Below are 13,875 nucleotides of genomic sequence, written 5' to 3'. Positions count from 1 at the left end.
TATCCGCTCGCCAGCCGTATGATGGGGCTGGTGGCCGGACGCGGTGCTACACGGTCCGAGGGCTGTGCATCTCCACCCTGCACGTATCCCTGATAATTCGGGTGCTGCCGCGCGCTGAATCCGCAACGGGTTGCATTTTTCGCCAGCGCGATTCTGCGCTGGCGCCATTCATGTCCAAGGCAGGTATTTCCGAGGCATTCGCCATGGGTTGCGTGGAAGCGACGGGCGGGCAGAGGTACTGCGAAAAGAAGCGTGTAAGCAGGTTTGACACCGCACTTGTCGTTTATTTTCGGTCTTCTCTACACGGCGCTGGTGGCGATTCCAGGCAATTCGGTAAACTGGCGAACCCCCGTAGGACGGCCTCGCGTCCTGGAGAATTGCGTAGGTCAGTGACTGGCGCACAGCCTGATTCCACTGGCCTGCCGCTTATGGCGGCGTTCGCGACTATAGCAGCAATGATTAAGTGCTTCAATTCCATAAAAATTGTATGATTGCGCCATGACAACCAATACCTCTCCGACTTCCGGCGTCCAGCTGATTGAAGTCGCGCCGGAACTTGCCGGCCAGCGTATCGACAACTTTCTCATCACAGCCCTCAAGGGTGTGCCCAAGACCTTGGTCTATCGCATCCTGCGCAAGGGCGAGGTGCGAGTGAACAAAGGTCGGGTCAAGCCCGAGTACAAGATCCAGGCGGGCGACATCGTGCGGGTGCCGCCCGTGCGACTGCCTGAGCGCGACGAGCCGGCGCCGGTGGCTCAGGGGCTGCTGCAGCGGCTCGAAGCCGCCATCGTTCACGAAGACAAGGCGTTGATCGTGATGAACAAGCCTGCCGGGATCGCCGTGCATGGCGGTAGCGGGCTGAGTTTTGGGGTGATCGAGGCGCTGCGTCAGTTGCGCCCTGATGCCAAGGAGCTGGAGCTGGTGCATCGCCTGGACCGGGACACCTCGGGCCTGCTGATGATCGCCAAGAAGCGCAGCATGCTGCGCCATCTGCATGCTGCGCTGCGCGGGGATGGCGTGGACAAACGCTACATGGCCCTGGTGCGCGGTCACTGGCCAACCGCGAAGAAACAAGTCAATGCACCGCTGCTCAAGAGCAACCTGCGCTCAGGCGAGCGCATGGTCGAAGTCAACGACGAAGGCAAGGAGGCGCTGACCCTGTTCCGTGTACTGCGCCGCTTCGGCGACTTCGCCACCCTCGTGGAGGCGCGCCCGATCACGGGCCGTACCCACCAGATTCGCGTGCATGCCCTGCATGCCGGGCACATGATCGCAGGCGACAGCAAGTATGGCGACGAAGATTTCAGTCGCGAAATCCGCGAGCTGGGCGGCAAGCGTCTTTTCCTGCACGCGTATGCGCTGACGGTGCCGCTTCCGGATGGTGGGGAGCTCAAGTTGGAGGCGCCCGTGGATGAAATGTGGGCCAAGACCGTGGAGCGTTTGAGTGCGCCGTGACTACGCGCTGCTGATCTTCGACTGGGACGGCACCTTGGCCGACTCCGTCGGGCGCATCGTCGAGGCCATGCAGGTTGCTGCCGAGCGCGCCGGCCACGCGCCCAGTCAGGAACAGGCCATCAAGGGGATCATCGGGCTGTCGCTGGCCGAGGCGATCCACACCCTTTATCCGCGTCTGACACCTGAGCAGGTAGAGCGTTTTCGTCAGCACTATGCCGATATCTACACGGCGCTCGATCAACAGCCTTCGCCACTGTTCGACGGCGTTGTCGAATCGCTGGCGGCCTTTCGCGCCGAGGGCTATCGAATGGCGGTGGCTACCGGCAAGGCGCGCCGCGGTCTTGACAGGGTGCTCAAGGCCAACGGCCTTGAGCGGTTTTTCGATATCACGCGTGCGGCCGATGAGACGCGCGGCAAGCCCCACCCACTGATGCTCGAACAAATACTCGACCATTGCGGCGTCGAACCGGGTCATGCGCTGATGGTCGGAGATTCTGCGTTCGATCTGCAGATGGCCAGTAACGCGGGGATGCACTGCGTCGCCGTGGGTTATGGCGCAATGTCGCTCCAGGCGCTGGCCGAGTTCGGGCCGCAGGTTTGTATCGATCACTTTGGCCAGCTGCGCGAGTGGCTGTCCGGTTCCGCAGGTTCATTTTCGAGGTAGGTGAGCATGGCAGGCGAATGGAAGGCCCCCGAGGCCGAGCCCGAGGAGCGCGAGGAGCGCAAAAGTTGGAAGCTGCTGGAAAAGACCTTGCTGGCGGGGATCCAGGAACAGCGCCGGTCGCGACGCTGGGGTATCTTTTTCAAGCTGCTGACGTTCATCTATCTCTTCGCCATCCTGGCGCTGTTCCTGCCCTGGGCCGACATGGACAAGGCTGCCTCGGGCGGTGCCAGTCATACAGCCTTGGTGGAGGTACGCGGGGTCATCGCCGACCAGGAGGCTGCCAGTGCCGACAACATCGTCAAGGGCCTGCGCGATGCCTTCAAGGACAGCAAGACCAAGGCGGTGGTCCTGCGCATCAACAGCCCGGGCGGCAGCCCCGTGCAGGCAGGCTATGTGTATGACGAGATTCGCCGCCTGCGTGCCGAGCACCCTGGCATCAAGCTGTACGCCGTCATCACCGACCTGGGTGCGTCGGGAGCCTATTACATCGCCAGTGCCGCTGATGAGATCTATGCCGACAAGGCCAGTCTGGTCGGGTCGATTGGCGTGACGGCTGCGGGCTATGGTTTCGTTGGCGCCATGGACAAGCTTGGCGTGGAGCGCCGGCTCTACACGTCCGGTGAGCACAAGGCGTTTCTCGATCCCTTCTCACCGCAGAAACCTGAGGAGACTCAGTTCTGGCAGGGCGTGCTGGACACCACCCACAACCAGTTCATCGCCATGGTCAAGCAGGGGCGGGGCGAGCGACTCAAGGACAAGGATCACCCGGAGCTGTTCAGCGGCCTGGTCTGGTCCGGCGAGCAGGCCAAGGCGCTTGGCCTGATCGATGGCCTGGGCAGTGCCAGCTATGTGGCGCGTGAGGTGGTGGGCGAAAAGGATCTGGTGGATTTCACCGTGCAGGAATCGCCACTGGATCGTTTCTCCAAGCGCATGGGCGCCAGCGTGGCAGAGCGCCTGGCCATGTGGATGGGTTTCCAGGGCCCGCAATTGCGTTAAGCCCAGTCGCCTCTAGGGGGTCGGTGCACGACCCCCGGTTTGGCTATGGTACGCGCACTCCCTCCAGGGCCAGCATGTCGACGAGCCGTATCAGTGGGAGCCCCACCAGGCTGGTCGCATCGCACCCCTCGGTGCTTTCGAACAAACTCACGCCAAGCCCTTCGGCCTTGAAACTACCGGCGCAATCGAGGGGCATTTCCGCTGCCACGTAGCGTTCGATACGCTCTCGGTCCAGCGTCCGCAGCTTCACGGTGAACGGCACGCAGTCCACCTGGCACTGCCCGGTGGCGCTGTTGAGCAGCGCCAGTGCGGTAAGGAACGTTACCTGCTGGCCACTGCAGGCGAGCAGCTGTTCGCAGGCTCGCTCGACTGTGTGGGGCTTGCCCAGAATGTGCTCGCCTAGCACCGCGACCTGATCCGAGCCGATGATCAGGTGGTTTGGGTGGCTGCCCGCAAGGGCTTGGGCTTTTTGCATGGCCAGGCGCTGGACCAGGTCGATTGCAGGCTCTTGCGGCTGGCGCGTTTCGTCTATGTCAGGGCTTGCCCAGGTGAACGGAAGGCGCAGGCGCGCAAGCAGTTCGCGGCGATAAAGGGAACTGGAAGCCAGTAACAGTGCAAGCATGGTAAGCTCCTGATTCGGTTGAACCCATCCTATCACGCACGATGCCACCAAATTCCTTTGACAGGGACGGGGGGCATCCCTAGAATGCTGCGCCTATGTTGAATGACCCGATTCCACCTCACGTTGACCCGCGCAAATTGGCTGATCGTGGCGTAACCCTTAGCGGTTCGCTACCACTCGCTGATTTGGAAAGACTCTGCGACCCGCTTTCCGACAATGTCGGTACGGTGCAGGCGAAGTTCGATTTTGAACGAGACGAACAGCACACTGTGGTTATCCACAGCGAGCTGGATGTCGAAGTCAAGATGGTTTGCCAGCGTTGTCTTGAGCTGGTCACCCTGCCGATCCACAGCGAGTGTACCTACGCCGTGGTGAAGGAGGGTGCGAATACCCAGTCGTTGCCGAAAGGCTATGACGTGCTGGAACTGGGCGAAGATCCATTGGATCTGCAGGCGCTGATCGAGGAAGAGCTGTTGCTCGCCTTGCCCATCGTGCCTGCTCATCATCCGGAAGAATGCCAGCAGCCGGCGGGCGCAGACGAGCCCGACTCGAGCAAGGACGAGGTATCGCGGTCCAACCCGTTCAGTGTTTTGGCGCAGTTAAAGCGTGACCCAAACGTTTAGGAGTTAATCAATTATGGCTGTTCAGCAGAACAAAAAATCCCGCTCTGCCCGTGACATGCGTCGTTCGCACGATGCCCTGTCGGAAAACGCGCTGTCGGTAGAGAAGTCCACCGGCGAAGTGCACCTGCGCCACCACGTTTCGCCAGAAGGCGTATACCGTGGTCGCAAAGTGATCGATAAGGGCGCTGACGAGTAATCCTTGTCCGCTCAGATCATCGCGATCGACGCAATGGGCGGGGACTTCGGTCCCCGCAGCATTGTCCAGGCTAGCATCGCCTGCCTGTCGGCTACCCCCTCGCTTCACCTGACCCTCGTCGGTCAACCCTCCCTCTTGGAAGAACTTGTCAGCGGCTATTCAGCTGCCGATCGCGCGCGCCTGCACATTCTCGGTGCCGCAGAAGTGATCGGTATGGACGAGCGGCCTTCACAGGCATTGCGCGGCAAACCGGATTCATCCATGCGTGTTGCCTTGGAGCTGGTGCGTGACGGCAAGGCCCAGGCCTGTGTCAGCGCCGGTAATACCGGGGCCCTGATGGCGCTGTCTCGTGGCGTGCTCAAAACGCTGCCGGGCATCGATCGTCCAGCCATGGTAGCCGCCATCCCGACACGCACCGGCTACTGCCAGCTGCTTGACCTTGGCGCCAATGTCGACTGCACGGCCGAGCAGCTTTACCAGTTTGCGGTGATGGGGTCGGTGGCGGCGCAGTCGCTGGGCGTGCAGCGCCCGCGAGTGGCACTGCTGAATGTGGGCACCGAAGACATAAAGGGTAATCAGCAGGTCAGGCTGGCGGCAAACCTGTTGCAAGGGGCTCGCGGCCTCAATTACGTCGGTTTCATCGAAGGTGACGGCTTGTACGAAGGGGCAGCGGACGTGGTGGTCTGCGACGGTTTCGTTGGCAATATCCTGCTCAAGTCCAGCGAAGGGTTGGCCACCATGATTGCGCAGCGTATCGAGCAGGCCTTCAGGCGCGGACTGTTGTCGCGCCTGGCGGGCGCTGTGGCCATGCCGCTGCTCAAACGTGTGCAGGCTGATCTGGCCCCGGCACGGCACAACGGTGCCAGCTTTCTGGGGTTGCAGGGCATCGTCGTCAAAAGCCACGGCGCGGCAGGCGTGGAGGGCTTTCAGAGTGCAATCCAGCGGGCCCTGATCGAAATTCAGGAGAATTTGCCCAAGCGCCTCCATGGTCGCCTGGAGGATTTGCTCACGTAATGTGATGCGAGCCCGCACTTAGCGGTCTTGCCGACGAAATGCTTAAATGTGACCGCACGGTTTCGGTCTTCATCCAAATGTTCAGATTCTGCGCCTGGCATGCGCCAGGCGCCTCTATCCGACGACAAGATCATAAGGGCTTGTTCAATGTCTGCATCTCTCGCATTCGTCTTTCCAGGTCAAGGTTCCCAGTCGCTGGGCATGCTCGCCGAGCTCGGCGCGCAGAAGCCGGTGATCATCGAGACCTTCAAGGAAGCTTCCGAGGCGCTGGGTTACGACCTTTGGAAACTGGTTCAGGAAGGTCCGCAAGAGCAACTCGATCAGACCGATAAAACGCAGCCGGCCATTCTGACCGCTTCCATTGCGCTGTGGCGCCTGTGGCTTGAGGAGGGCGGCGCCAAGCCTGCATTCGTCTCGGGTCATAGCCTGGGTGAGTACAGTGCCCTGGTCGCAGCGGGCAGCATTAGCCTCAAGGACGCCGTTCGCCTGGTCGAGCGCCGCGGCCAGTTGATGCAGGAAGCCGTGCCTGCCGGGCACGGTGCCATGGCCGCAATCCTGGGGCTGGACGACGCCGTCGTGGTACAGATCTGCACCGAAGCGGCTGAAGACGAAGTCGTCAGCGCGGTCAATTTCAATTCGCCGGGCCAGGTGGTGATCGCCGGTAACAAGGCCGCCGTGGACCGGGCCATGGAGCTGTGCAAGGCAAAAGGCGCCAAGCGCGCCTTGCCGCTGGCAGTCAGCGTACCGTCGCACTGCGCGCTGATGAAACCTGCGGCCGAACGATTTGCCGCCGCGGTCAATGCCATCGAGTGGCAGGCGCCACAGATTCCGGTTGTGCAGAATGTGACAGCTGCCATCGCACCCGATCTGGATGCGCTGAAGCGTGATCTGCTGGCCCAGCTGTACCAGCCCGTGCGCTGGGTCGAGTGCGTCCAGGCGCTGGCTGCCAACGGTGCGGTGCACCTGGTCGAGTGCGGTCCGGGCAAGGTCCTGGCTGGCCTCAACAAGCGCTGCGCCGATGGCGTAACCACCTACAACCTCAACACCCCTGACGCCGTTGCCGCCACGCGTGCGGCACTGGCCTGATTTGGAGAAGCTTGCATGAGCCTGCAAGGTAAAGTTGCACTGGTCACTGGCGCCAGCCGTGGCATTGGCCAGGCCATCGCCCTGGAACTGGGTCGCCAAGGCGCCACCGTCATCGGTACTGCGACCTCGGCCTCGGGTGCCGAGCGTATTGCCGCGACCCTGAAGGAACATGGTATTGCCGGTACCGGCATGGAGCTGAACGTGACCAGCGCCGAATCGGTTGATTCGGTACTGTCGGCCATCGGCGAGCAGTTCGGTGCGCCGACCGTTCTGGTGAACAATGCGGGTATCACGCGTGACAACCTGATGCTGCGCATGAAGGACGACGAGTGGTTCGATGTCATCGATACCAACCTGAACAGCCTCTACCGTCTGTCCAAGGGCGTGTTGCGCGGCATGACCAAGGCGCGCTGGGGCCGTATCATCAGCATCGGCTCGGTGGTCGGCGCCATGGGTAACGCTGGGCAGGCCAACTATGCTGCGGCCAAGGCCGGTCTGGAAGGCTTCAGTCGCGCCCTGGCGCGTGAAGTGGGCTCGCGCGGTATCACCGTCAACTCGGTCACTCCGGGTTTCATCGATACCGACATGACCCGCGAGCTGCCAGAAGCGCAGCGCGAAGCCCTGCAGACCCAGATTCCGCTGGGCCGCCTGGGTCAGGCAGATGAAATCGCCAAGGTGGTTTCGTTCCTGGCCTCTGACGGCGCAGCGTACGTGACGGGCGCAACCGTGCCCGTCAATGGCGGGATGTACATGTAATATCGCCGTTCAATGTGACGGATTTCGTAAAAAAAGAGTCATACTGCGAGCCTAAAATCCGTTATAAAGCTGCAATCAGATTCCAGGGGGCTGGTCGTGGGACTAGGCTGAAGGCGCGTTGAGCTTGAAAAGCGGACGTTCTTCTATAAAATTAGCCACCGGCCAGCTGCCTGACATATATCCATTAGGAGTGAAAACTAGGTATGAGCACCATCGAAGAACGCGTCAAGAAAATCGTCGCCGAGCAACTGGGCGTCAAGGAAGAAGAAGTGACTAACGAGAAGTCCTTCGTCGATGACCTGGGTGCCGATTCGCTTGACACCGTTGAGCTGGTGATGGCTCTGGAAGAGGAATTCGAGACCGAGATTCCTGACGAAGAAGCCGAGAAGATCACTACCGTTCAAGCTGCCATCGACTACGTCAACAGCCACCAGGCCTAAGACGCTGTAGTCGACGCTTCTTGTCGGGAAAAACCGCACTGCCTTGACTGGCGTGCGGTTTTTTCTTTGCAAGCTTTGGCTGTCGCCGTGTCGGCTGCCAGGCCCCGCATCGAGAGCTTGTTGCCATTTCATTCCGTCCAACTGGATGCAATGGCAAGAAACTCTGTCATTAGAAAAGGAGAGTACTGTGTCGCGTAGACGCGTCGTGGTCACCGGTATGGGCATGCTGTCGCCACTGGGTACCGATGTACCGAGCACCTGGCAGGGCATTCTGGCTGGCCGCAGTGGCATCGGTCCGATCGAGCATACGGATCTTTCTGCCTACTCCACCCGTTTTGGTGGCTCGGTGAAGGGCTTCGAGGTTGAACAGTACTTGTCGGCCAAAGAGGCTCGCAAGCTGGATCTGTTCATTCAATACGGTTTGGCGGCCGGTTTTCAGGCAGTGCGCAACGCCGGCCTGGAAGTGACCGACGCCAACCGTGAGCGCATAGGCGTGGCCATGGGCTCGGGCATCGGCGGCCTGACCAATATCGAGGAGACCAGCCGTACATTGCACGACGCAGGCCCTCGGCGCATCTCGCCGTTCTTCGTGCCAGGCTCGATCATCAACATGATCTCCGGCTTCCTGTCGATCCACCTGGGCCTGCAAGGGCCGAACTACGCCATCGCCACCGCCTGCACCACCGGTACCCACTGCATCGGCATGGCTGCGCGCAACATTGCGCATGGCGAGGCTGACGTCATGATCGCCGGCGGCGCTGAAATGGCCGCCTGTGGGCTCGGCATGGGCGGGTTTGGCGCATCGCGCGCGCTTTCCACCCGCAACGATGAGCCTGCGCGGGCCAGTCGCCCCTGGGACAAAGGCCGTGACGGCTTCGTCCTGTCCGACGGTGCCGGTGCCTTGGTGCTCGAAGAACTTGAGCACGCCAAGGCACGGGGTGCAACGATCTACGCCGAGCTCGTAGGGTTTGGCATGAGCGGTGATGCTTATCACATGACGTCGCCACCCGAATCGGGCGAAGGCGCAGCCCGTTGCATGGTTAATGCCCTGCGCGATGCCGGCGTGCAGCCGCAGGAGGTCAGCTACATCAACGCCCACGGCACCTCGACGCCGGCGGGGGACTTGGCCGAAGTGGCAGCCATCAAGCGCGTGTTCGGCGAGCACGCCTACAAGCTGGCCGTGAGCTCCACCAAGTCGATGACCGGGCACCTGCTGGGGGCTGCCGGTGCGGTGGAGGCCATCTTCAGTGTGTTGGCGATCAACAGCCAGATGGCGCCGCCGACCATAAACCTGGATGAGCCGGACGAAGGCTGTGACCTGGACTTCGTGCCGCACCAAGCCCGCAGCATGCCGATCGATGTCGTGCTGTCCAATTCGTTCGGCTTTGGTGGCACCAACGGCTCCCTGGTGTTCCGCCGGTTCGCCGAGTGATGCAAAGCTGGGTCGATGGCACGCCTGCGGCTGCGATCAACCTGCACAACCGCGGGTTGGCGTATGGGGATGGTCTGTTCGAGACCTTCGCTGTACGCAAGGGGCAGCCCTCGCTGCTGGATGAGCACATGGCGCGTTTGGCACTGGGCTGTCAGCGCCTGTCCATCGCCACCGACGTGGCCCTGGTGGCCGATGAAGTAAGACGCTATGCCGCTCAGCTGGGTGAGGGCGTGGCCAAGCTGATCCTGACCCGCGGTGACAGCCAGCGCGGGTATGCACCCGCATCTGGCGTAGTGGCGCGGCGCATCCTGCAAGCCAGCCCGTTGCCCATCTACCCAGCCGAACACGCCGAGTTGGGCGTGCGCCTGTTCATGTGCCAGACCCGGCTCGGGGAACAACCCTTGCTGGCAGGGCTCAAACACCTCAACCGCCTCGAGCAGGTGCTGGCACGGTCCGAATGGCAGGGCGGCGAATACGCCGAAGGCCTGATGCGTGACGGTCAGGGCCGGCTGATCGAGGGTGTCTACAGCAATTTGTTCCTGGTCAAGCAAGGCACGCTTCTTACTGCCAAGCTTGATCGCTGCGGGGTAGCGGGCGTGATGCGCGCCGCACTGCTGGCGCGGGCGAAGCTGATGAATATCCCTGTGCAAGTGCGTGACCTGGCGTTCGATGAGCTCGGACAGGCTGATGAAGCATTCGTTTGCAATAGCGTTTACGGCATCTGGCCCGTCCGCACTGCAGGCGCGCTAAACTGGCTGCCTGGCCCCCTCACCCGAACGTTGCAGGCCGTTGCCCGTACGTTACTGGAAACCTGAATTCGTGAGACGTAAATTCCTGCTGCTGCTGGAAATGTGCCTGATCGTCATGGGCCTGGCCCTTGGCTGGTCGGCCTGGAAGGTCCATTCGGTGTTGGATCAACCTGTGCATGTGGCACAGGAGCGCCTGCTGGATGTGCCCAATGGCGCTACGCCCAATCGCATGTTCTACCGCATGCAACAAGAGGGGCTGTTGGACGACGCGCTATGGCTCAGGTTGTACTGGCGCTTCAACATGGCCGGCGTGCCGCTGCATACGGGCGAGTATCGCCTGACCCCCGGCATGACCGTGAAACAGCTTTTCGACGCCTGGCAGCGGGCCGACGTGGTGCAATACAACCTGACCCTCGTCGAAGGCTGGACGTTCCGCCAGGTGCGTGCGGCGGTGGCCAAGCACGAAAAGATCAAGCAGACACTTGATGGCCTCTCCGATGCCCAAGTCATGGAAAAGCTGGGGCACGCTGGCGTGTTCCCGGAGGGCCGCTTCTTTCCGGACACCTATCGCTTCGTGCGCGGCATGAGCGATGTGGAACTGTTGCAGCAAGCCTACATGCGCCTGGAAGAGGTGCTGGCGCGCGAGTGGGCGGAGCGCGCCCGCGACCTGCCTTATCGTGATCCTTATCAGGCACTGATCATGGCCTCGCTGGTGGAAAAGGAAACCGGCATTCCACAGGAACGCGGGCAGATCGCAGGCGTCTTCGTCCGCCGTCTGCGCCTGGGCATGATGCTGCAGACCGATCCAACGGTCATCTATGGCATGGGCGAGCGTTACAACGGCCGCATCACACGCGCTGATTTGCGCCAGCCGACGCCTTACAACACCTACACCATGACTGGGCTGCCGCCGACACCTATTGCGATGGTCGGCCGTGAGGCCATCCATGCGGCGTTGAACCCGGCAGATGGCACCAGCCTTTACTTCGTCGCGCGCGGTGACGGTAGCCACGTCTTTTCCGATGACCTGGACGATCACAACTCTGCTGTGCGCGAGTTTCAGCTCAAGCGTCGGGCAGATTACCGCTCAAGCCCCGGCACTGCGCAGCCAACCCCCTCGGACAATGTGGCGCCGTCCGGTTCATCTCAGGCGCCTGAGGCGGGAGCATCGGATGATGCATCTGCTCCGGCCGCTGCGCCTGAACAGGGTAAGGTCGATGGCGATCGGGCGACCGAACCGTCGGCGCCCGACGCCCCCCAATAAGGACTGTATGTGAGCGGCTTGTTTATTACACTGGAAGGCCCCGAAGGCGCGGGCAAGAGCACCAACCGGGAATACCTGGCTGCCCGGCTGCGCGAGCAAGGGCTGGACGTGGTGCTGACCCGCGAGCCAGGCGGCACGCCACTGGCTGAAAAGATTCGTGAGTTGCTGCTGTCGCCGAGCGATGAGGCGATGCACGCCGATACCGAGCTTTTGTTGGTGTTCGCTGCACGCGCTCAACACCTTGCACAGGTGATCCGACCGGCGCTGGCGGGTGGGGCGGTGGTGCTGTGTGACCGGTTCACAGATGCAACTTACGCCTATCAGGGGGGCGGGCGCAGCTTGCCCGTCGACCGTATCGCGACGCTTGAGCAGTTCGTGCAGGACGACCTTCGCCCTGACCTGACGTTGGTGTTTGATCTGCCAGTCGAAGTAGGCCTGGCCCGCGCCGCAGCGCGAGGGCGGCTGGATCGGTTCGAGCAGGAAGGGCAGGCGTTTTTCGAGGCGGTCCGTCGCGCCTACCTGGAACGCGCAGCTGCGGCACCCCAACGCTATACGTTGCTGGATGCGTCGCAGTCGCTGGCGAACGTTCAGCAAGCGTTGGACAGATTGCTGCCAGGTATCGTGGAGCGCTGCCGTGGCTGATGCCTATCCTTGGCAGCAGACGCTATGGGAGCAACTGGCTGGCCGCGCCCAGCATGCCCATGCCTATCTGCTGCACGGTCCCAAGGGGATAGGCAAGCGTGATCTGGCCGAGCGTCTGATGGCGCGGCTGCTGTGCCAGCGGCCTAATGGCACGCTGCCTTGTGGCCAGTGCAAGTCCTGCCATTTGCTCAAGGCCGGTAGTCACCCTGACAACTTCATGCTTGAGCCTGAAGAGCTGGACAAGCCAATCAAGGTGGATCAGGTCCGTGAACTGGTTGCATTCGTCGCTCAGACCGCGCAGTTGGGCGGGCGCAAGGTCGTCATGATCGAGCCTGTCGAATCGATGAACGTGAACGCCTCCAATGCGCTGCTCAAAAGCCTGGAGGAGCCTTCTGGCGACACGGTGCTGCTGTTGGTGACCCACCAACCCAGCCGCTTGCTGCCTACCATCAAGAGCCGGTGCCAGCAGGTCACCTGTCCACAGCCGACCAAGGCCCAGAGCCATGCCTGGCTGGCCAGCGCCTTGCCGGAGACTGATGAGGCCCGGCGTGACGATCTGTTGACCTTGTCTGCCGGCTCGCCGCTGTTGGCCCTGAGTCTTCATCAACACGGCGTGCATGAACAGCGTGCCCTGGTGACCGACGGTGTGAAGAAGCTGCTCAAGCAGCAGCAGTCGCCCAGCCAGTTGGCCGACGCCTGGACAGCCGTGCCGTTGTTGTTGCTGTTCGATTGGTTTTTCGACTGGGCCCAGCTGATCCTGCGTTACCAGTTGACCCAGGACGATGATGGGCTCGGCATGGCCGACATGCGCAAAGTGGTGCAATACCTTGCGCAAAAGAGCCGTCCGGCGAACGTCCTCGAGGTTCAGGCCTGGATCCTTGAGCAGCGTCAGAAAGTGTTGGGCAAGGCGAACCTGAACCGTGCTTTGCTGATCGAATCGTTGCTGGCTCATTGGCTACAACTGCCAACTGGGCGCTGACTTTAATCCTTATCCGTGTGTGTACCCATGCTTGTAGATTCCCATTGCCATCTTGACCGCCTTGACCTCAGCGCCCACGGGGGTTCGCTCGATGCTGCCTTGAAGGCAGCACGCGCTCGGGGTGTCGGGCACTTTCTGTGCATCGGTGTCAGTGCCGAAAATGCAGGCGCAGTCAAAGCGTTGACCGAGCAATACAGCGATGTGGATTGCTCGGTAGGCGTTCACCCGCTGGACCTGGCGCCGGGTGCAGCGCCTGCCCTGGACTGGCTGTTGACCGAATTGGCCCATCCCCATGTAGTGGCGATCGGTGAAACCGGCCTGGATTACCATTACGAGCCGGAAGCTGCCGAACTGCAGCAGGCGTCATTTCGCTTGCACCTGGAAGCTTCGCGGCAGACGGGAAAACCGGTGATCGTCCATACCCGAGCGGCCCGTGCCGATACCTTGGCGCTGTTGCGTGAGGCGAACTTGCCGCAGGCAGGCGTTCTGCACTGCTTTACCGAAGACTGGGAAATGGCCAAGGCGGCGTTGGATCTTGGATATTACATCTCGCTTTCGGGGATCGTGACGTTCCGTAATGCCGAGGCGTTGCGGGAGGTGGCGCGGCAGGTGCCGACGGATCGGCTTCTGGTGGAAACCGACTCGCCGTATTTGGCGCCGATTCCCTATCGGGGTAAACCTAACCTGCCTCAATATGTGCGGGAAGTCGCTGAATATGTGGCTTCATTACGGTGTGTCAGCTATGAACAGTTGGCTGAGCAGACCACTACAAACTTCAAGCGGTTGTTTCCGTTGGCAAGGGTTTGCTAAGCCGCATACTCTGAGTTAACGCTGCAGCTGCAGCTGCAGCTGCAGCTGCAGCTGCAGCTGCAGTTGCTCTTGCTCTTGCTCTTGCTCTTGCTCTTGCTCTTGCTCTTGCTCTTGCTCCTAAGTGCGCTGTAGTCCAGGCGCCGCAGA

16 protein-coding genes are annotated in these 13,875 nt (G+C 61.5%); 15 read left to right on the top strand and 1 reads right to left on the bottom strand.

The features are described 5' to 3' along the window. Positions 1-498 precede the first annotated feature (498 nt). Genes rluC through PFU01S_RS18530 form a run of 3 tightly spaced genes read left to right on the top strand, consistent with a single transcriptional unit; the run spans position 499 to position 3,115 of the window. On the top strand, positions 499-1,455 hold the full coding sequence (rluC, locus tag PFU01S_RS18540) for a 23S rRNA pseudouridine(955/2504/2580) synthase RluC (RefSeq protein ID WP_023533098.1): 957 nt from the start codon (positions 499-501) through the stop codon (positions 1,453-1,455). Further along, positions 1,445-2,119 carry an HAD family hydrolase gene (locus PFU01S_RS18535; RefSeq protein WP_028687682.1) on the top strand — a complete coding sequence of 225 codons (675 nt, stop codon included), beginning with the start codon at positions 1,445-1,447 and terminating at the stop codon, positions 2,117-2,119. Before rluC ends, PFU01S_RS18535 begins: the two co-directional genes overlap by 11 nt. A gap of 6 nt (positions 2,120-2,125) precedes the next feature. Next, complete coding sequence (locus PFU01S_RS18530; RefSeq protein ID WP_028687681.1) at positions 2,126-3,115, top strand: S49 family peptidase; 990 nt, start codon at positions 2,126-2,128, stop codon at positions 3,113-3,115. A gap of 43 nt (positions 3,116-3,158) precedes the next feature. Here PFU01S_RS18530 and PFU01S_RS18525 read toward each other — a convergent pair whose 3' ends face one another. Further along, positions 3,159-3,737: a Maf family protein gene (locus PFU01S_RS18525; RefSeq protein ID WP_027914356.1), complete on the bottom strand. Its 579-nt coding sequence runs from the start codon at positions 3,735-3,737 to the stop codon at positions 3,159-3,161. Positions 3,738-3,832: 95 nt separating this feature from the next. On the opposite strand from PFU01S_RS18525, the gene PFU01S_RS18520 reads away from it, so the two are divergent. The 12 genes from PFU01S_RS18520 to PFU01S_RS18465 all read left to right on the top strand — a co-directional run bounded on the left by PFU01S_RS18520 (position 3,833) and on the right by PFU01S_RS18465 (position 13,728). After that, a complete protein-coding gene (locus PFU01S_RS18520) occupies positions 3,833-4,360 on the top strand; it encodes a YceD family protein (RefSeq protein ID WP_027914357.1) in 528 nt (175 codons plus the stop codon). A 13-nt stretch (positions 4,361-4,373) separates the two neighbouring features. After that, complete coding sequence (gene rpmF, locus PFU01S_RS18515; protein ID WP_008096416.1) at positions 4,374-4,556, top strand: 50S ribosomal protein L32; 183 nt, start codon at positions 4,374-4,376, stop codon at positions 4,554-4,556. A 3-nt stretch (positions 4,557-4,559) separates the two neighbouring features. Then, positions 4,560-5,570 (top strand): phosphate acyltransferase PlsX, encoded by a 1,011-nt coding sequence (gene plsX / locus PFU01S_RS18510; RefSeq protein ID WP_080992891.1) that lies wholly within the window; start codon positions 4,560-4,562, stop codon positions 5,568-5,570. A 147-nt stretch (positions 5,571-5,717) separates the two neighbouring features. After that, the gene (fabD, locus tag PFU01S_RS18505; RefSeq protein WP_028687680.1) at positions 5,718-6,656 is read left to right on the top strand and encodes an ACP S-malonyltransferase; all 939 of its coding nucleotides are present in this window, start codon (positions 5,718-5,720) and stop codon (positions 6,654-6,656) included. A gap of 15 nt (positions 6,657-6,671) precedes the next feature. Continuing rightward, positions 6,672-7,412, top strand: coding sequence for a 3-oxoacyl-ACP reductase FabG (fabG, locus tag PFU01S_RS18500; protein ID WP_027914360.1), 741 nt, complete (start codon positions 6,672-6,674; stop codon positions 7,410-7,412). Positions 7,413-7,615: 203 nt separating this feature from the next. Next, positions 7,616-7,852 carry an acyl carrier protein gene (acpP, locus tag PFU01S_RS18495; protein ID WP_027914361.1) on the top strand — a complete coding sequence of 79 codons (237 nt, stop codon included), beginning with the start codon at positions 7,616-7,618 and terminating at the stop codon, positions 7,850-7,852. 187 nt (positions 7,853-8,039) lie between these two features. Continuing rightward, positions 8,040-9,284 (top strand): beta-ketoacyl-ACP synthase II, encoded by a 1,245-nt coding sequence (fabF, locus tag PFU01S_RS18490; protein WP_023533084.1) that lies wholly within the window; start codon positions 8,040-8,042, stop codon positions 9,282-9,284. Then, a complete protein-coding gene (gene pabC / locus PFU01S_RS18485; RefSeq protein WP_027914362.1) occupies positions 9,284-10,099 on the top strand; it encodes an aminodeoxychorismate lyase in 816 nt (271 codons plus the stop codon). The genes fabF and pabC overlap by 1 nt, the downstream gene beginning before the upstream one ends. Before the next feature lie 4 nt (positions 10,100-10,103). Continuing rightward, complete coding sequence (gene mltG / locus PFU01S_RS18480) at positions 10,104-11,297, top strand: endolytic transglycosylase MltG (protein ID WP_042139780.1); 1,194 nt, start codon at positions 10,104-10,106, stop codon at positions 11,295-11,297. 9 nt (positions 11,298-11,306) lie between these two features. Then, entirely contained in the window at positions 11,307-11,939 is a 633-nt protein-coding gene (gene tmk, locus PFU01S_RS18475; RefSeq protein ID WP_027914363.1) for a dTMP kinase, read from the top strand. After that, positions 11,932-12,918, top strand: coding sequence for a DNA polymerase III subunit delta' (locus PFU01S_RS18470; RefSeq protein WP_028687679.1), 987 nt, complete (start codon positions 11,932-11,934; stop codon positions 12,916-12,918). The genes tmk and PFU01S_RS18470 overlap by 8 nt, the downstream gene beginning before the upstream one ends. Positions 12,919-12,945: 27 nt before the next feature. Continuing rightward, positions 12,946-13,728 (top strand): TatD family hydrolase, encoded by a 783-nt coding sequence (locus tag PFU01S_RS18465; RefSeq protein ID WP_027914365.1) that lies wholly within the window; start codon positions 12,946-12,948, stop codon positions 13,726-13,728. Positions 13,729-13,875: the final 147 nt, after the last annotated feature.

The sequence above is a fragment of the Pseudomonas fulva NBRC 16637 = DSM 17717 genome, from assembly GCF_000730565.1.
Taxonomy (GTDB): domain Bacteria; phylum Pseudomonadota; class Gammaproteobacteria; order Pseudomonadales; family Pseudomonadaceae; genus Aquipseudomonas; species Aquipseudomonas fulva.
The sequence above is the reverse complement of the archived record's forward strand: the minus strand, read 5'-3'. Positions and strand labels throughout refer to the sequence as shown.

Coding starts and splice junctions, on each gene's coding strand:
- PFU01S_RS18525 (WP_027914356.1), bottom strand. CDS start 3,737: ATGCTTGCACTGTTACTGGCTTCCAGTTCCCTTTATCGCCGCGAACTG.
- PFU01S_RS18520 (WP_027914357.1), top strand. CDS start 3,833: ATGTTGAATGACCCGATTCCACCTCACGTTGACCCGCGCAAATTGGCT.
- rpmF (WP_008096416.1), top strand. CDS start 4,374: ATGGCTGTTCAGCAGAACAAAAAATCCCGCTCTGCCCGTGACATGCGT.
- PFU01S_RS18465 (WP_027914365.1), top strand. CDS start 12,946: ATGCTTGTAGATTCCCATTGCCATCTTGACCGCCTTGACCTCAGCGCC.
- fabD (WP_028687680.1), top strand. CDS start 5,718: ATGTCTGCATCTCTCGCATTCGTCTTTCCAGGTCAAGGTTCCCAGTCG.
- fabG (WP_027914360.1), top strand. CDS start 6,672: ATGAGCCTGCAAGGTAAAGTTGCACTGGTCACTGGCGCCAGCCGTGGC.
- rluC (WP_023533098.1), top strand. CDS start 499: ATGACAACCAATACCTCTCCGACTTCCGGCGTCCAGCTGATTGAAGTC.
- pabC (WP_027914362.1), top strand. CDS start 9,284: ATGCAAAGCTGGGTCGATGGCACGCCTGCGGCTGCGATCAACCTGCAC.
- PFU01S_RS18530 (WP_028687681.1), top strand. CDS start 2,126: ATGGCAGGCGAATGGAAGGCCCCCGAGGCCGAGCCCGAGGAGCGCGAG.
- acpP (WP_027914361.1), top strand. CDS start 7,616: ATGAGCACCATCGAAGAACGCGTCAAGAAAATCGTCGCCGAGCAACTG.